17 protein-coding genes and 2 pseudogenes are annotated in these 16,933 nt (G+C 68.5%); 14 read left to right on the forward strand and 5 right to left on the reverse strand.

What is annotated here, in order from left to right:
• Positions 1 to 23 precede the first annotated feature (23 nt).
• Both OG698_RS38135 and OG698_RS38140 read left to right on the forward strand, forming a co-directional pair.
• Positions 24 to 1,412, forward strand: coding sequence for a Tat pathway signal protein (locus tag OG698_RS38135; protein ID WP_406108488.1), 1,389 nt, complete (start codon positions 24 to 26; stop codon positions 1,410 to 1,412).
• A gap of 72 nt (positions 1,413 to 1,484) precedes the next feature.
• The gene (locus OG698_RS38140) at positions 1,485 to 1,985 is read left to right on the forward strand and encodes an SAM-dependent methyltransferase (protein WP_329159780.1); all 501 of its coding nucleotides are present in this window, start codon (positions 1,485 to 1,487) and stop codon (positions 1,983 to 1,985) included.
• Positions 1,986 to 2,047: 62 nt separating this feature from the next.
• Here OG698_RS38140 and OG698_RS38145 read toward each other — a convergent pair whose 3' ends face one another.
• Positions 2,048 to 2,386: an ATP-binding protein gene (locus OG698_RS38145; protein WP_406108489.1), complete on the reverse strand. Its 339-nt coding sequence runs from the start codon at positions 2,384 to 2,386 to the stop codon at positions 2,048 to 2,050.
• A gap of 302 nt (positions 2,387 to 2,688) precedes the next feature.
• Here OG698_RS38145 and OG698_RS38150 point away from each other — a divergent pair, with 302 nt between their 5' ends.
• The gene (locus OG698_RS38150) at positions 2,689 to 3,930 is read left to right on the forward strand and encodes a helix-turn-helix transcriptional regulator (protein ID WP_406108491.1); all 1,242 of its coding nucleotides are present in this window, start codon (positions 2,689 to 2,691) and stop codon (positions 3,928 to 3,930) included.
• Positions 3,931 to 3,996: 66 nt separating this feature from the next.
• Here OG698_RS38150 and cutA read toward each other — a convergent pair whose 3' ends face one another.
• Positions 3,997 to 4,323 carry a divalent-cation tolerance protein CutA gene (cutA, locus tag OG698_RS38155; RefSeq protein ID WP_327370762.1) on the reverse strand — a complete coding sequence of 109 codons (327 nt, stop codon included), beginning with the start codon at positions 4,321 to 4,323 and terminating at the stop codon, positions 3,997 to 3,999.
• A gap of 852 nt (positions 4,324 to 5,175) precedes the next feature.
• Here cutA and OG698_RS38160 point away from each other — a divergent pair.
• From OG698_RS38160 to OG698_RS38200, 9 genes are all read left to right on the forward strand, one after another.
• Complete coding sequence (locus tag OG698_RS38160) at positions 5,176 to 5,487, forward strand: AlpA family transcriptional regulator (protein WP_175309466.1); 312 nt, start codon at positions 5,176 to 5,178, stop codon at positions 5,485 to 5,487.
• A gap of 296 nt (positions 5,488 to 5,783) precedes the next feature.
• Positions 5,784 to 6,803, forward strand: coding sequence for a tyrosine-type recombinase/integrase (locus OG698_RS38165; protein ID WP_406111516.1), 1,020 nt, complete (start codon positions 5,784 to 5,786; stop codon positions 6,801 to 6,803).
• A 76-nt stretch (positions 6,804 to 6,879) separates the two neighbouring features.
• Positions 6,880 to 7,707, forward strand: coding sequence for a HipA family kinase (locus tag OG698_RS38170; protein ID WP_406108493.1), 828 nt, complete (start codon positions 6,880 to 6,882; stop codon positions 7,705 to 7,707).
• On the forward strand, positions 7,704 to 8,093 hold the full coding sequence (locus OG698_RS38175; protein ID WP_406108495.1) for a DUF3037 domain-containing protein: 390 nt from the start codon (positions 7,704 to 7,706) through the stop codon (positions 8,091 to 8,093). Before OG698_RS38170 ends, OG698_RS38175 begins: the two co-directional genes overlap by 4 nt.
• A gap of 159 nt (positions 8,094 to 8,252) precedes the next feature.
• The gene (fabG, locus tag OG698_RS38180) at positions 8,253 to 9,014 is read left to right on the forward strand and encodes a 3-oxoacyl-ACP reductase FabG (protein ID WP_406108496.1); all 762 of its coding nucleotides are present in this window, start codon (positions 8,253 to 8,255) and stop codon (positions 9,012 to 9,014) included.
• 17 nt (positions 9,015 to 9,031) lie between these two features.
• On the forward strand, positions 9,032 to 9,799 hold the full coding sequence (locus tag OG698_RS38185; protein ID WP_100597615.1) for an SDR family oxidoreductase: 768 nt from the start codon (positions 9,032 to 9,034) through the stop codon (positions 9,797 to 9,799).
• Positions 9,800 to 9,964: 165 nt separating this feature from the next.
• Entirely contained in the window at positions 9,965 to 11,545 is a 1,581-nt protein-coding gene (locus OG698_RS38190) for an ABC transporter substrate-binding protein (protein ID WP_406108498.1), read from the forward strand.
• A gap of 105 nt (positions 11,546 to 11,650) precedes the next feature.
• Complete coding sequence (ung, locus tag OG698_RS38195; RefSeq protein ID WP_266566828.1) at positions 11,651 to 12,334, forward strand: uracil-DNA glycosylase; 684 nt, start codon at positions 11,651 to 11,653, stop codon at positions 12,332 to 12,334.
• A gap of 164 nt (positions 12,335 to 12,498) precedes the next feature.
• Positions 12,499 to 13,050, forward strand: coding sequence for a hypothetical protein (locus tag OG698_RS38200; protein WP_406108501.1), 552 nt, complete (start codon positions 12,499 to 12,501; stop codon positions 13,048 to 13,050).
• A gap of 414 nt (positions 13,051 to 13,464) precedes the next feature.
• On the opposite strand, the pseudogene OG698_RS38205 reads toward OG698_RS38200, so the two are convergent.
• Positions 13,465 to 14,073, reverse strand: a pseudogene (locus OG698_RS38205) (recombinase family protein); the annotation flags it as partial.
• Positions 13,995 to 14,573 carry a TetR/AcrR family transcriptional regulator gene (locus tag OG698_RS38210; RefSeq protein ID WP_406108503.1) on the reverse strand — a complete coding sequence of 193 codons (579 nt, stop codon included), beginning with the start codon at positions 14,571 to 14,573 and terminating at the stop codon, positions 13,995 to 13,997. The pseudogene OG698_RS38205 and the gene OG698_RS38210, both read right to left, overlap by 79 nt.
• Before the next feature lie 120 nt (positions 14,574 to 14,693).
• On the opposite strand from OG698_RS38210, the gene OG698_RS38215 reads away from it, so the two are divergent.
• Complete coding sequence (locus tag OG698_RS38215) at positions 14,694 to 15,677, forward strand: aldo/keto reductase (RefSeq protein WP_406111518.1); 984 nt, start codon at positions 14,694 to 14,696, stop codon at positions 15,675 to 15,677.
• A 117-nt stretch (positions 15,678 to 15,794) separates the two neighbouring features.
• Positions 15,795 to 16,196 carry a VOC family protein gene (locus tag OG698_RS38220; protein WP_406108505.1) on the forward strand — a complete coding sequence of 134 codons (402 nt, stop codon included), beginning with the start codon at positions 15,795 to 15,797 and terminating at the stop codon, positions 16,194 to 16,196.
• A 227-nt stretch (positions 16,197 to 16,423) separates the two neighbouring features.
• Here the strand turns inward: OG698_RS38220 and OG698_RS38225 are convergent.
• Positions 16,424 to 16,927, reverse strand: a pseudogene (locus OG698_RS38225) (DUF4158 domain-containing protein); the annotation flags it as partial.
• Between the last annotated feature and the right edge of the window lie 6 nt (positions 16,928 to 16,933).

Raw genomic sequence — 16,933 nt, forward strand, 5'->3', positions numbered from 1 at the left:
ATTTCGGAACCGAGGGGCAGCCCATGGCCCGTGTGCGAAACGTCGCCCTCGCCGCACTTCTGCGCGAAGCGGGCTGGTCTCAGCCGACAGCGGCCGCAGCGGTCGCCCGGGTAGCCGCGGAGAGCGGGGTGCGTGAGCTGGAGGCCATCTCCCGCTCGCACATCGCCATGTGGGTGCAGGGCACGCAGCCGAGCGGTCGGGCACCTCATATCCTTCGCGAGACGCTGTCCCGCAGGCTCGGCCGCCGCCTCACCCTGGCCGACCTCGGGCTGGAAGGTGAAGGCACAGGCCAAACCGACAGCGGTTCCGACTGGAGCGTCGATCCTCTGACCGTGCTGGCCGAGCTGGGAAGCGACGACCTCGATATGCACCGACGTAAGCTGCTGGCGACCGCCGCGTACTCGGCCGCCGGCCTGGCCTTGCCCACCGCCTCGTGGTGGGCAGCCGCTCCTGCCGCGGCGGCGAAGCGCCCAGCAGTCTCCTCCCGGCTGGTGACGCAGGCCGACATCGACGACGTCCGCGATCTGACGACCTTCTACTCCGCGCGTGACCAGCAGCGAGGCGGCGCCTCTGGCCGATCGGCCCTCGCCGGCCATCTTCGCGACGAAGCGGTGCCCCTGCTCGGCAGCAGGTTCCGCACGGAGCAGCTTCGTCGCGACACCTACTCGGCCGTGGCGGAGATGGCCTATTTGTCGGGGTGGATGGCTTTCGACGCCTCCGAGCACCGCACCGCCCAGCGCTACCTCACTCTCGCCGCCCGCATAGCGGCCGAAGCGGGCGACGGGCCGCTCGGCGGCCACATCCTGCGCGCCCTCGCGCACCAAGCCGTGGACCTTGGGCACCCCGGCCGCGCCCTCGTCCTGGCCGACGCCTCCACGAACCGCGACCGCTACGGCCAAGCTAGCCACCGTGAGAAAGCCCTGCTCGCGATCGTTCACGCACGCGCCCTCGCAGCCGACGGCGACCGCGCCGGCACTCTCGCGGCCATCAGCCGCGCGGAGCGGGATCTCTCCCGCGCCGACAACAGCGAGGCTCCGAGCCGCGTGAGCTTCTTCCAGGAAGCCTCCCTGGCCCACGAGACAGCCTGCGCCCTGCGCGACATGGGCCAGCCGCTGGACGCGGAGATCCACTTCAAGCGCAGCGTGGCCACCCGCCGCCGCCAGCAGTACGCCCGCACGCACAGCGTGACCCTCGGCTACCTCGGCGCCGTCCAGGTCCAGCAAGGCCGCCTCGACGAGGCATGCGCCACCTGGAACCAAGCACTCGACGCCATGGCCGGCGTCCAGTCCGGCCGTGCCCGCGACGTCATCGTCCGCATCCAGAGCGACCTCTCGCCCGTCCGGCAACGCGGAGGCCGACATGTCACCGAACTGGACCACCGGGCACGGGGCATGCTGCGCACCATAGGCTGACCACAGAGCGGGTTCGCGGCGCTGGCCGGGGGCCGCCGTGCATGCTACGCCGAGGGAGAGGAACGAGCGCCGATGGCGACGTACGAGGTCGAGTCGATCGCAACAGTCGTCGGGGGCCACACCCGCGTTCAGGACGACTACCAGGGCGGGGTCGAATCGATCATTCGGCTCGACGACGCGTACCCCCTCGAAACGCTGCAGGGAATCGGAGAGTTCTCCCACCTGACGGTGACGTGGCGCTTCCACCTGGCGCGACCCGAAGACGTCGAGCTCCACGCACGCAGCCCACGGGGAAACCAGAACTGGCCGCCGACAGGTACGTTCGTCCACCGCAACCACCGGCGCCCCAACCAACTGGCCATCAGCTACCCGCGGTTGCTCAAGGTCGAAGGCCGGGACCTCCTGGTCACCGATCTCGACGCCGTAGACGGAACGCCCGTGATCGACCTGGCACCGTACTTCGAACAGATGGGGCCTCGGGGCCCGATCCATCAGCCCGCATGGCCTGGCGAGATGCTCGAACCGAATTACTGGGCGAAGGCAAGCGAACGGCCCTCGGAGCGCCCTGCGTAACGGGAGTGACTGAGCTGTGCTGCTCGCCGTTTGGCTGGTCGGGGACCAGCTGGAGGTCTGACTCAAGCCGCAGCCCTCGCGTACCGGAACTCACACCACGTCTCCTCGCCGCTGCTCTCCCACGCGTCTGAGATCGCATGGACAAGCCGGATCCCGCGACCGGATTCACCGTCAGGTCCGGCTTCCTTGAGTACAGCGGGGGCCGGATCGCGGTCGGTTACCGAGACCCGCACCACGTCGACGGTCACCGTGATCCGGAGCACGACTTCGCCCTCACCGTGAACCACGGCGTTGGTGACCAGCTCCGAAACGGCCAGCACGACGAACCCCGCCACCGGCTGCGAAACACGGCACCGTCGCAGGAACGCCCTGGTTGTCTGCCGCATCTCCCCAGCTTTCATGGGGTCCGGAAGAAAGGCCGCCTGACAGGTATGGGGTGCTGCCGGTATGTCGGCCCATGCCGATGTGCTGCGTCGGTCCTCCTGGGCCGGCCTCACACACGACGTGCCTTCTGTGGCCGCAGAACTACGGATGCCCCCGCCGGGCGGGGTCGCCTCTTGGAGCCTGGTCATGGGGGCTATCGCACCGCGCGGCGACGCCGTCGACCAGGGGAATCCAGAGGGGGAAAAATCTGTCAAGGGGGGAAACCAGAGGGGGAATTGAGGCCATGATTGGATTCCGCCCACCAATAGAGGTCACACTCATGCCAGATCCGTTCGCCGACCTGCTCCTCCGGCTTCGGCAGGATGCGGGCCGGACGCAGGAGGAGCAGGCAGACGCGATTAACGCTGTCTCCGGCCGGGACACCATGACCCGCCGAGAGATCAGCCGCTATGAGAACTTTGAGAACATTCCTACCAATCACACAATCGGCCATATCGCGGCGGCCTGCGGTGTCCCCTTCGAGGAACTACAGCGGGAGGCTAAGGCTGCCCGCGCTCGGAAGAGAGAGGGGCATACCAATGCAGGGGAGGATCAGGACGCCGTGAAGCGTCGCACGCTGCTGGGTGGTGCCGCCATCGGCGTGAGCGCGGCTGCCGAGCCCTGGGGGCGCCTGGCCTTCGCCCTCAGTAAGGGGTCCAAGATCGATTCGCCCGCCGCCGTCGCGCTCATCGACCGGGCCGCTGAACTGCACGTCCAGGAACTCAATCTCAGTGCCCGGCGACTACAAAGCACGGTCGAGTCACATCTTGACGCGATCACCGCGGCCCTGCCCCGTGCTGGCAAACACGAACGGGCTCTCACTATCGCCGCCGGAGAAACTGCCGCTCTGGCTGGTTGGGTGGCCTGGGACCTGGGCGAGCACGACAAAGCCGACGCCTACTACAAGGTCACGTCGCAGTGCGCGGCGACTGCCGGGCACCCTCCACTCCGAGCCCTGGCCCTGACCTACACCAGCTACGGCGCCTCGACGCCGAAGGCGAAGTTGGAGTTCCTTTCTCAAGCGGCCAGCGACGTGCGAGGCCACGGCAACGCTACTGCTGCCGCCTGGGTCCTCGGCAGGCACGCGGAGGAAGCTGCGGCGGCCGGCGACGAGACGGGGGCACTCCGGGCCTTGGAGCGAGCGCGCTTCGCCTACGACTTCGCGGATCACACCAGCGAGCAGGCGTGGGTCCGGTTCGTGACCCCGTACCGCATGGACTCGTTGGCCCTCTCCGTCTACGGCCAGTTGGGGCGTCCCGAACTCACGTCCACAGCAGATACCGCAGTCGACCGTCTAGGGGACGAACTACCGGACGGGGGCGTGGTGGTTCTCGGCGATCTCGCTTCGGCCCTACTGCGTGGAGGCGACGTCGACCAAGGCGTCTACGTGTCACGCCAATTCGCTACGGCGGCACAGGCCAAGCCCAACACGATGGGCAAGGAGCGCGCAGAGACTATCGCAGCGTCGCTCCCCGACAGAGAGCGCGAACTCGCCGTCTATCTGCGGCAGTTCGCATCCTGAGCCCCCTCCGGCGGTACGCGGCAAACCCGGGACGCGAATGCTGTCGTACGTCCGGCCCGTCGCTCCTCAGTCCTGTGCCGTCTCCTCGACAACCCAGGACAGGTACGCCTCCGACCCGCCGGTCACGGGCAGTGTGATCCATTGGGGGACGTCGTACGGGTGCCTCTCGTGCAGCCACGCTTCCAGCGCCGGTAGACGGTCCGTCGTAGTCATGTACGAGATCCGCCACTCCTGCGCCGCCTCGACCTTCCCCTTCCACCAGTAGAAGGCGGTGATCGGCGCATCGATGTGAACGCCCGCTGCCAGCTTGCTCTCGACCGCGCCCTGGGCCAGTGCCTTCGCCTGATCCTCGTTGTCGCTGGTCGTCTGCGCAATCACAATATCGTTGGCCATGCAACTACCTCTCCAGCTCGGGTACCGGGACCCTACCCAGCCGTCCAGGGCACACCGAAAGCCGGTCGCCGGCCGTGAAGGTGAGTTGGGCTCGACCACGACGTGGATCAGTCGGACGGCAGCGTGTCGATCGGGGTTGCGCGTCGCTTCGGCACTGCGGTGGCAGGTCCACTCATCAACGAGGTGGTGCGGCTGCATGATGCAGGCGTCGGCGCATTCCCTGCGCCTCCATAAGTCCACGACAGGAGGACTTCATGCAGGCGGTCGGCGGGCATTCGCTCACGGCAGACGAGAAATAGGACGACAGGACTGGAAACCTCCGCCGGGACCATGTCAACGTACAACGTCCCGGAAAACACCAGGCCAGGAGGCACAGATACTCCACTGTGGCCCGGGTTGCGAAATATCTCGGAATCCTGCACCGCGTGTGACTGTCTTGCTGGCATGGCCCTACTTGGGAGGTTCGCCTGTCTGACCCCGCTATTCGACCGCTCGCTTCACTTCACCCGCTCTCTTTGCCCTCGGCGCACTGAACGCCTGGTACGGCCAGGCGGCGGGCGACTATGGCGCCGTCTCCACCGGGCGGTGCGTACGCGCTGCCGGACTCTTCGGCGAGGACTTGCTGCAATGCGGCTACCGACGCGATAGGGCCGTCCTCGCACATGCTGCGGCAGCACCCGGAGCTGCAACTCGGCATGTGGCCCCGTGCCATCGGGGTTCCTGAGCGTTTCGTGGTGCGGAAACTCGGGCGCGTGACTGACAGCGCGGGACAAGCCTCTGGCGTAGCGCGAGCGCAACATAGGCCACGATCGCCGGTTAGCCAAACCGGTGATCGTGGTGACCATTACTTCCATGCCTGCACGATCGCTGCTTCTTCCATCTGCCGCACCCGCTCCTGCTGGCGCCGTACGCGCCGCCTTCCTCAACGTCAAGGATGCCGCCGAGTATCTCGGCCTTTCACCGCACACGCTCTACGTCTGGCGGCACCGGCGGCAGGGGCCGCCGAGTTTTCGCATGGGTCCTCGCGGTCGCGTCATGTACCGCCGAGAAGCCGTCGACGCCTGGATCCGTGAACAGGAGCAGGCCGACTCCCGCTCCAACGCCGTCCTGAGCCCGCTGAGCGCCACTCCTCAGCAACGGCCCAGCCGAATCCCCAACGCCTGACGCTCCCACGCCTCAGAGCGCCGTTTCCCCTCGACAAGGAGTATCACCTGGCCGGCTACATTGAAGATCGTTGGATCAAGAAGAAGAAGGACCCGATAACCGGGCAGAGGGAAAGAACCGCTCGCTACGGCAAGGGGAAGCGGTACAAGGTCGCCGGTATCCCCGGAGTCCGGGATCGCTCCTTCGACACGTTGGAGGACGCCAAGGCGTGGCTTCGTCGAGCAGCCACGGACGAAGAGCGGGGCGAGTTTGTGGACCCGCGTGACGGATCCATCACACTTGCCGACTACATCGCGATGCACTGGGCGCCGGGCAGGGGCGGAGTTCCGAAGACCCAAGACAACCAGGAGCGGAGAGCGCGCCTTCACATCATTCCGCACCTGGGTCAACTCCCCCTCAGGAACATCACGGCGGCGGATCTGCGCGCTTACATAGCCAAGTTGCAGTCAACCGTCTCCTCGGTCGACTACCAGCGCGGCATTCTGTCCGAGCTCTCCTCCATTCTGGAAGCGGCTGTCGACGACAAGCGGCTCGCCAGGAACCCCATGCATGCGAAGTCCGTGCGGTGGCCAAAGGCGCCGCAAGAGCGACGCGACGCGTGGCGGTTGGAGACGGCGCTGCGAGTCCGCGACGTCATCAGCCCACGAAACCGGATAGCCGTCGTAGTCGGCCTGGGATGCGGGCTCCGTCAGGGCGAGGTGTTTGGGCTGAGCCCGGAGGACATCGACTACGCGCGAGGCGTCCTCCACGTCCGCCGCCAAATACAGGCGATCCGTGGAAGGTTGTACTTCGCCCTGCCGAAGGGGAAGAAGACCCGTACCGTCGACATGCCCACCTCAGTGGCCGAGGAGCTGAAGCGCCACGTCGAAGCGTTCCCACCGGTGGAGGTGGAGCTTCCGTGGGGGAAGCCGGAGGGGCAGGGCAGGAAGTTCTCCCTGCTGCTCACCACACGACTCGGCAACGCCGTCGCGGTGAACACGTGGAACACCTACACCTGGAAGCCCGCGCTGGCCGAGGCCGGCATCATCCCGCCGCGCGCCGAGGGAGCGAAACCCTGGCAGTGGGCGGCGGCCCCGAAGGACGGCTTCCACGTGCTGCGGCACACCTATGCCTCGATCATGCTGGAGGCCGGAGAGTCTGTCGTGACCTTGGCGCGGTGGCTCGGGCACTCCTCGCCCGCGATCACCCTCGGTTACTATGCTCACTTCATGCCGGAGGCCGGAAGCAAGGGGCGCGCCGCCATCGACGGACTGCTCGGGGAGCGGGGAGATCGGCAGGCCAGCCGAAACTCCCCAGATTCTCCCCAGGCCCGTTGACGGGTGATTCCCGCTGCTACGCCCCTCCAAAGTTGGCCGTGGATTGCAAGGTTGAAGAGATGGGTGGCCTGGGAAAATGCTGAAAGAGGTCACCGCGACCCGCTATGTCACACCCTTGCGTGAGGGCGGCTCGCTGCCGGGACTCGTCGAGGCCGACGACCTCGGTACGTACGTCATGAAGTTCACCGGCGCGGGACAGGGCCGCAAGACGCTTGTCGCGGAGGTGATCTGCGGAGGGCTCGCGCGGCGGCTCGGATTCCGGGTGCCCGGGCTCGTGCGGATCGGACTCGACCCCGTGATCGGCCTCGGCGAGCCGGACCAGGAGGTGCAGGGCCTCCTCAAGTCGAGCGGTGGCGTGAACCTCGGCATGCGGTACCTCTCCGGCGCGCTCGGCTTCGACCCGCTCGCCTACGAGGTGGATCCCGCGGAGGCGGGCCGCGTCGTCTGGTTCGACGCCCTGATCAACAACGTCGACCGGTCCTGGCGCAACCCCAACATGCTGGTCTGGCGGGGCGACCTGTGGCTCATCGACCACGGCGCGAGCATGATCTGGCACCACAACTGGCGCGGCGCCGAGGCCGCGGCGGCCCGCCCGTACGACGCCACCGAACACGCCCTCGCCCCCTTCGCGCCCGACGTCGCGGCGGCCGCGGCGGAGCTCGCGCCGCGGCTCACCGAGGACCTGCTCGCCGAGGTCACCGCCGACGTCCCCGACGCCTGGCTCGCCGACGAGCCGGGCTTCGACGACCCCGACGCGGTGCGGCGCGCGTACGCTGCCGTGCTGCTGCCCCGCGCGGCGACCGTCCACGAGCGCATCGGCCTGCCCGAGCCGGATCCCGACCGCGTCCGGCGCACCCCGGGCTGGCTGACCGGCACGGCGAGCGTGAAGGGCGGCACCCGGTGACCGCGACCACACGAGACGTCTTCGAGTACGCGCTGCTGCGCGTCGTCCCGCGCGTCGAGCGCGGCGAGCAGATCAACGCCGGCGTGGTCGTCTACTGCCGCGCCAAGTCCTACGTCCGCGCGCTCACGCACCTCGACGAGGCGAAGCTGCGCGCCCTCGACCCGGAGGCGGATGTGACCGGCGTCCGCGCCTCGCTCGCCGCAGTCGAAAGGCACTGCCGAGGCGGCGGCGACGCGGGCCAGGCGGCGGACGACGACGCGGGCCGGCGCTTCCGGTGGCTGGTCGCGCCGCGCTCGACGGTCGTGCAGCCCGGACCCGTGCACACCGGTCTCACCGAGGACCCCGAGGCAGAGGTCAACAGGCTTCTCGACCTCCTGGTGAGGTGACCTCGCGGTGGCCCCTTCGCGGTGAGTGATCAGTCGCACCCGGTGGGTACGTTGACACCGGGTGCCAGGACTTCTAGCGTCACGTCCACAGGGTACTAAGCGGTCGCTCACCGAGTTGGGACGTGAGGGCCGCACTCTAGGGCGAGGAGACCGAAGAGCATGTCCACCACTGAGCAGCGCGTCGCGATCGTCACCGGTGCCGCACGCGGCATCGGCGCCGCTACCGCCGTACGTCTGGCCGCCGAGGGTCGCGCCGTAGCCGTGATCGACCTCGACGAGGCCGCCTGCAAGGACACTGTCGAGAAGATCACCAACGCCGGTGGCAAGGCCCTCGCGGTCGGCTGCGACGTCGCCGACGAGGCGCAGGTCGAGGCCGCCGTCGCGCGCATCGCCGAGGAGCTCGGCGCGCCGACGATCCTCGTCAACAACGCGGGCGTGCTCCGCGACAACCTGCTGTTCAAGATGAGCGCCCTGGACTGGGACACCGTCATGAACGTGCACCTGCGCGGCGCGTTCCTGATGTCGAAGGCCGTCCAGAAGCACATGGTGGACGCCAAGTTCGGCCGCATCGTCAACCTGTCCTCGTCGTCGGCGCTCGGCAACCGCGGCCAGGTCAACTACTCGGCGGCCAAGGCCGGCCTCCAGGGCTTCACCAAGACCCTCGCCAAGGAGCTCGGCAAGTTCGGCGTCACCGCGAACGCCGTCGCCCCCGGCTTCATCGTCACCGAGATGACGGCCGCCACCGCCGCCCGCGTCGGCATGGGCTTCGAGGATTTCCAGGCCGCCGCCGCCACGCAGATCCCCGTCCAGCGCGTGGGCAAGCCCGACGACATCGCCAACGCCATCGCCTTCTTCACCGGCGAGGCGGCCGGATTCGTCTCCGGCCAGGTCATGTACGTCGCCGGCGGACCGCTCAACTAGGGCCGGGGGAAACGGACATGACTTCATCCCAGCTCCCGGAGCTCTCCGGCAAGGTCGCCCTCGTCACGGGCGGGAGCCGTGGCATCGGCTACGGCGTCGCCGAGGCGCTCGTCGCCCGCGGTGACCGCGTGTGCATCACCGGACGCGGCGAGGACGCCCTCAAGGAGGCCGTCGAGAAGCTCGGCGCCGACCGGGCCATGTACGTCGCCGGCAAGGCCCACGACGAGGCGCACCAGGCCGCCGCCGTCGAGCGCACCATGGAGGCCTTCGGCCGCGTCGACTTCCTGGTCAACAACGCCGGTACGAACCCGGTGTTCGGCCCCATCGCCGAGCTCGACCTGAACGTGGCGCGCAAGGTCTTCGAGACCAACGTCGTCTCCGCGCTCGGCTTCGCCCAGCAGACGTGGAAGGCGTGGCAGGGCGAGAACGGCGGGGCGATCGTCAACATCGCCTCCGTCGCGGGCCTCGCCCCGTCTCCGTTCATCGGCGCGTACGGCATCAGCAAGGCGGCGATGATCAACCTGACCGTCCAGCTCGCGCACGAGTTCGCGCCCAAGGTGCGGGTCAACGCGATCGCCCCGGCGGTGGTCAAGACGAAGTTTGCGCAGGCCCTCTACGAGGGGCGAGAGGAGGAGGCCGCGGCTGCCTACCCGCTGGCCCGGCTCGGCGTGCCCGAGGACATCGGCGGCGCCGCCGCGTTCCTGACCTCGCAGCAGTCCGACTGGATCACCGGCCAGACCCTCGTGGTCGACGGCGGAATCTTCCTCAATGCGGGCGTCAGCTGACAAAGCCTCCGCGAGGCCGTTTCGGACCAAACTCGCTTAACTGAAGTTCCCCGCGTACGTCGCGTACGTGCGCATCAAGTGCCCTGCCGGAGTGCCTCGTTGGCCCGGCGGGGCACTGCGGTATGGTCTGCCGACCTGTGGCATGGCCGATCGAGGAGCGCGCGCGTGTTCAACCGGATCCAGGGCCCCCGTCAACTGGCGGCGATAACGTGCATATCGCTCCTTGCCGGATGTGGACTGATGTCCTCCGGAGAGTCGGACGACACCGACCCCATCGTCGTGGGGACCACCAGCGCGCCGAGCACCCTCGACCCGGCCGCGTCCTGGGACGGTTCCTGGGAGCTGTTCAGGAACGTCTACCAGACCCTCGTCAGCTTCCCCTCCGGCGCCTCCGAGCCCAAGCCCGACGCGGCCGAGCGCTGCGAGTTCACCGACCCCTCCAACCGCATCTACCACTGCAAGCTGCGCGAGGGCATGGCGTTCTCGAACGGCGACAAGCTCGACGCGGCGGCCGTCAAGTACTCCTTCGACCGCATCAGAAGGATCAACGTCAAGGGCGGCCCCGAGGGGCTCCTCGGCAGCCTGAAATCGGTCGAGGTCAAGGGCGACCGTGACATCACTTTCACATTGAACAAGCCCGACGCGACCTTCCCCTTCGTGCTCGCGACACCGGCGATGTCCATCGTCGACCCTGCCGAGTACCCGGCCGACGCGGTCCGCGACGACGGCAAGATCGCCGGCTCGGGGCCGTACGCGCTCGACGCGTACACCGACGGCGACAAGGCAGAGCTCGTCAAGAACGACCACTACGACGGGTTCGCCGAGCGCAAGAACAGCGCCGTCACCATCCGCTACTTCAAGGACTCCGCCTCGATGGTCGGCGCCCTGCGCGCCAAGAAGATCGACGCCACGTACCGCGGGCTCGCCGCGTCGGACGTCGTGGGGCTCCAGGGCAAGCAGGCCAAGGACGGCATCCAGCTCGTCGAGGGCGCGGGCATGGAGATCAGCTACCTGGTGTTCAACCCCAAGGACCCCTGGGCGCGCAAGTCCGCCGTCCGCAAGGCCGTCGCCCAGGTCGTCGACCGCGGCGCGATCGCCCACAAGATCTACCAGGACACCGTCGAACCGCTCTACTCGATGGTCCCGAGGGGCCTGACCGGGCACACCACCGGCTTCTTCGACGACTTCGGCGACCCGAACGCGGCCAAGGCCAAGGGCATCCTCACCCGGGCGGGCATCACTGACCGGGTCCCGCTCACCCTCTGGTACACCACCGACCGCTACGGGTCCGCGACCGGCGCCGAGTTCACCGAGCTCAAGCGGCAACTGGATGCGTCCGGACTGTTCGACGTCACCATCAAGGGACGCCCCTGGAAGACGTTCGAGGCCGGATACCGCAAGGGCGAGTACCCCGCCTTCGGACGCGGCTGGTTCCCCGACTTCCCGGACGCGGACAACTTCATAGCGCCCTTCGTCGGCCAGCAGAACGCGCTCGGAACGCCCTACGAGTCCAAGGAGATCACCGACGACCTGCTGCCGCAGTCGCGCCGCGAGAGCGACCGCGCCGCCGTGGTGGGCCAGTTCAAGCGCGCTCAGCAGATACTCGTCGACGATGCCCGGCTGCTGCCGCTGTGGCAGGGCAAGCAGTACATCGCGGCCAGCGAGGAGATCTCGGGTGGCGAGCGGGCCCTCGACCCGTCGACGATCATGATGATGTGGGAGCTGCAGCGCAAGACCAGCTGGTAGGCAGGCCGCCGGGGCCCGTTGTCAGTGGCCGCGGGTAGGTTCTGGGGTGTGCAGCGGCCGTGCCTCGTACGGCCGTGAAGTGACCGTACCCCGGAGGTTGTTGACGTGACCGACACCGCGATGCTGCCCGAGTCCTGGCGCGGCGTCCTCGGCGAGGAGCTGCAGAAGCCCTACTTCAAGGAGCTCACCGAGTTCGTCGAGGAGGAGCGCGCGAAGGGTCCCGTCTACCCGCCGCGCGAGGAGGTCTTCGCGGCGCTCGACGCGACCCCGTACGACCGGGTCAAGGTCCTTGTCCTCGGCCAGGACCCGTACCACGGGGAGGGGCAGGGGCACGGTCTGTGCTTCTCCGTGCGGCCCGGCGTGAAGACGCCGCCCTCCCTGCGGAACATCTACAAGGAGATGAAGGAGGAGCTCGGCCACCCGGTCCCGGACAACGGGTATCTGATGCCGTGGGCCGAGCAGGGCGTCCTCCTGCTGAACGCGGTGCTCACGGTGCGGGCCGGCGAGGCCAACTCGCACAAGGGCAAGGGCTGGGAGAAGTTCACCGACGCGGTGATCCGCGCGGTGGCCGACCGGCCCGACCCTGCCGTGTTCGTCCTGTGGGGGAACTACGCGCAGAAGAAGCTCCCCCTCATCGACGAGGAGCGCCACGTCGTGGTGAAGGGCGCGCACCCCTCGCCGCTCTCCGCGAAGAAGTTCTTCGGCTCGCATCCCTTCACGCAGATCGACAAGGCGGTGGCCGCGCAGGGTCACACGCCGATCGACTGGCGCATTCCGGACCTGGGCTGACGTCCACGGGTGCGTGTCCCTCCGGGTACGTGTCCGCCGGGTGCGGTGACCGCCCGGCCCTCGGAGGGACCCCCCGCCCGCGCCTGACCGGGATTGTCAGCGGCTGCCTATAGCGTCGGAATCGTTATCAGCTTGGACGATCGGCATACGAGCGTGGAGGACCTGTGGCTGAGCAGCGGGAGCAGGCGGCGGACGACGCCATGATGGCCCGGATCGGGCAGGTGATCATGCTCCATCACGCCGGTGACCGCGAGGAGGCCAGGGACCGGTACCTCGGCCTGTGGGCGGAGATCGGGGAGGACGGCGACCCCCTCCACCGCTGCACGCTCGCGCACTACATGGCGGACGCCCAGGACGACCCGGACAACGAGCTGGCCTGGGACCTGCGGGCCCTGTCCGCCGCCGACGGCCTGACCGAGGCGCGGTTCACCCGCCACGAGCAGTCGCTCGCGGTCCGCGCGCTCTACCCCTCGCTGCACCTCAACCTGGCGGCGGACTATGTGAAGCTCGGTCGCCCCGACGCGGCCCGCAGCCATCTGACACAGGCGCGCGCCGTGGTGGGCGCGCTCGGGGACGACGGTTACGGGGACGGTGTGCGGGCGGCCATCGCCCGCCTGGAGCAGCGGGTCGCGGCGATGCCGCCGGGCGGGGACGAGGCTTCGGGTCGGGGTTCCGCGGGGGGCGAGCCGCTGGGGCCGCCCAGACGGAGTTCTTAGGCGGTCACCCCTCGCCGGGCCCCTCCATCTGATGCGTGGCCCGCCGCGCCCGCCGTCCAGCCTCATCCGCCGTCGCGCCTCACCCCCGTAGACACCCCCGGGTGTGAGTGGTTGAGGTACAGAAAGTGCCGCTGAGATTGATCTTGCTGGAGTGCGCCTACCGCGCGGGCGCTTCGAGCTGACGGGGGACGGTGCCGGTGCGAGCTCGCGCAGGTCCGGGATGTGGTTGTAGAGGGTGCCTGGGGAGACGCCGAGCAGTTTGGCGATTGAGGTGATCGAGCGGCCTGGGTCGGGCAGCAGGTCGCGGGCGGCGCGGATGATTTCCTCGGTGGCGACGCTGGGGCGTCCGCCGACCCGGCCGCGGGCGCGGGCGGCGGCGAGGCCTTCCTTGGTGCCGATGATGACGAGTTCCCGGATGAACTCGGCGAGCGCGGCGAAGACGTGGAAGACGAGTCGGCCGCCGGGGGTGGTGGTGTTCAGGTTCTCGTGCAGCGAGGTGAAACCGATGCCGCGCTCGCGCAGCTCGGCGACCATGTTGATGAGGTCTTGGAGGCTGCGGCCGTAGTGGTCGAGCGAGGGCACGACAAACGTGTCGCCCGCGTCGAGGAAAGCGTGGCACGTCTTCAGCTCGGGGCGGAGCGCGTCCTTGCCGGACTTCTTGTCCGCGAAGATCACCCGGCACCCGGCACCCGGCACCCGGCACCCGGCGGCGGTGAGCGCGTCGAGCTGCCGCTCCAGTTTTTTTGAAGGCTTCGAGGGGGGCCGGGCGCCCCTCCGGGAGGGATCTTCAGAAGACAAAGGTTTTCTGAAGATCGTCGCGCTACGACAGCTGATGCACCGCCCGGCAGGTCGCGCACTGTTGGTCGTCGCTCGGTCTGCACCCCCGCGGCGGGCCGCTCCGCCCACGAGTTCGGGCAACCAGCTTGAGTGATCCGCTGCTTGCTCTATCCGCGTGGTGTGGTGATCTGCCGTACGGCGTGGACGACGGCGGCGCGGTGCTGGATCAGTCGCTGCGCCGGCCACGGGGCGCTTCCGCTGGTCGGGCCCATGCCGCCTGTGAGGCTGAACCAGGCTTGGGTCAGCGCCAGCACGAAAGCCACCAGGTCCTCCGGGCCGAGCTCCGGATCGACTCGGCCCTGCTCCTGGGCCGCCGCCACGGCTGTGGTCTTTGCGGTGTAGGTGGCGGCCTCCTGGTCCGGGGCGCCGGGGCGCTCCAGCAGTTTCCAGAAGAGCAGCCGCATCAGGTGGGGGTGGGCGACCAGGTCGTCGAAGATCTGTCCCGCGACTTCGGGGAGGTCCTCGGCGTCGAAGGGCACGGTTTCCGTGCCCACGGCCAGCACCCGCTCGATCACCGCGTCGAACAGCTGCTCCTTGTTGCCGAAGTAGGCGTAGATCCTTTGCTTGTTCGCATTGGCCGCCTCGGCGATGCGGTCCACCCGGGCGCCGGCCAGGCCGTGCGCGGCGAACTCGGCGGAGGCGGCGTCCAGAAGGCGTGCCTTGGTCGCGGCGGAGTCTCGGGCCATGCCGCCACTCTAGCAAGTAACCATCCAGTTGGTTTGACGCCTGCGAAGACGCGCCCCACTATAGAAACCATCCAGTTGGTTGCCATGGCTTGGGTGACCTCGACACAAGGAAGATCAATGATGGAACTCCGCACGCTCGGCAGCCAGGGCCTCACCGTCTCCGTCCAGGGACTCGGCCTCATGGGGATGAGCGCCTTCTACGGCGGCACCGATGAGGCCGAATCGCTGGCCACCATCGACCGTGCCCTGGAACTGGGCGTGACCCTGTTCGACACTGCCGAGATCTACGGCCCCTTCACCAACGAGCAGCTCCTCGGCAAGGCGCTCACCGGCCGCCGCCAGCAGGCCGTGATCGCCACCAAGACCGGAATCGAGATCGGCGACGACGGTGCGGTGGCCGGCCTCAACGGGCGCCCCGAGTACATCCGCCGCGCGTTGGACCGCTCCCTGCGCCACCTGAACACCGACTACGTCGATCTCTACTACCTGCACAGGGTCGACCCGCAGGTGCCGATCGAGGACACCGTCGGCGCCATGGGCGAGCTGGTGGACGCCGGCAAGGTCCGCCACATCGGCCTGTCCGAAGCCTCGCCGCAGACCATCCGCCGCGCCCACCGCATCCACCCGCTGACCGCGGTCCAGACCGAGTACTCGCTCTTCGAGCGCGGCATCGAGCAGGACGGGGTCATGGCCACCCTGAACGAGCTCGGGATCGGCCTGGTCGCCTACGCGCCGCTGGGGCGCGGCTTCCTCTCCGGCGCGATCACCAGCCCGGACGACTTCGCCGCCGACGACTACCGCCGCATCGACCCCCGCTTCCAGGGCGAGAACTTCCAGCGCAACCTGGCCGTGGTCAACGAGGTCCGCCGGATCGCCGCAGCCAAGAAGGTCACACCCTCCCAGCTGGCCCTCGCCTGGGTCCTGCACCAGGGCGCGGTCGCCATCCCTGGCACCAAGCGCCGCCGCTACCTGGAAGAGAACAGCGCCGCTGCCGCCGTGACCATCACCGCGCAAGAGATGGCCGCCATCGATGCGGTCGCCCCGCACGGGATCGTCGCCGGCGACCGCTACACCCCCGACCAGATGCAGCTTCTCAACGGGTGAGTGCGGGGCCTCCCGGCAGGCGGCCCGCCACGGCTCGGCCTCCCGGGAGGCCGAGATGCAGCAATCCAACCAGTCCTGGACGCTTGCGTGGGCGGCGTCCTCGGCCTCCGGAAAGAGATGAGCACAATGATCGACCATGTCTTCCTGACGGTGAGCGACAGGGAACGCTCAGTCGAGTTCTACAGCCAGGCGCTGAAGCCGCTGGGCATGCGCCACGTGTTCGACTTCGACGGCTCAACCGCCCCGGAGTGGGTCGGCGACCTCGCGGGGTTCGGTACCGACACGGCCTTCACGTTCTGGCTGCGCGAAGGCGACAGCCAGGGAAACGCCGCGCACGTCGGCTTCACCGCACCCTCGAGAGAGGTCGTCGACGCGGCGTACGCGGCGGCCATGGCAGCGGGGGCGACCGACAACGGTGCACCTGGGGAGCGCCCCTACTTCGCTCCCGGATACTACGCGGCCAACGTCCTCGACCCCGATGGGTACAGCCTGGAGTTCACCTACCACGGGCAGCCCTGACCTGGAGGTTTTCCGCAGGCCTGCGTGGACGGCGATGGTCCGGCCTGCCACCGCTTCACGGCGACGGCACCAGCACTGGCGGGAGGAGGCCGACGACTCGCCCGTGACGGCGTTCGGGCGCCCACAGGCGGCGCCTGAACGCCGTTTCAGTTCAGGAAACAGACACTGGCTGACGCTCAATCCTCGGCGTCGTCCTCGACAGCGCCCGGGTCCCGGAAGGGGCGCAGGGCCGGCGCCGACACCCCGGGCAGCAGTACCCGGTTCTTGCTCAGCCACGTCACCGCGTGGTTGAACAGCGCCACCGGCCCCTCGGCGTGCGTCCACGCCCGCCCGTACAGAAAGCCGCGGAACTCCCGGCTCCACTTCGGATCGGTGAAGTCGCGGTACTTGAACCGCTCCTGGATCTCCTCCGCGTGCTCGTACGTCGTCCTGCGCCGCTCCGAGTACCGCTTCACACATGATGTGTCCTCGATGCCGAGCTGCCCGGCCAGGTACTCCACGACCTTCCACGGCACCGCCAGCGGATCATCGGCCAGGAACCGACCGAGGTAGCGGACCGTGCAGATCTGCAAGGCCATGCCCAAGCGGTGCGTGTCCGTACGCCGCAGCGCGATCAGATCGCGGTCGTCATCGTCGAGGAAGAAGAACCGCTCCAGCTCCGGGCGCGTGGGCGCCGCGGTGAACGTCCTGTACGCCTCGGCCTGCTCATCGGTCAGAAACTCCACCGGCAAGGGCCG

This window comes from Streptomyces sp. NBC_01003 (assembly GCF_045162695.1).
Taxonomy (GTDB): domain Bacteria; phylum Actinomycetota; class Actinomycetes; order Streptomycetales; family Streptomycetaceae; genus Streptomyces.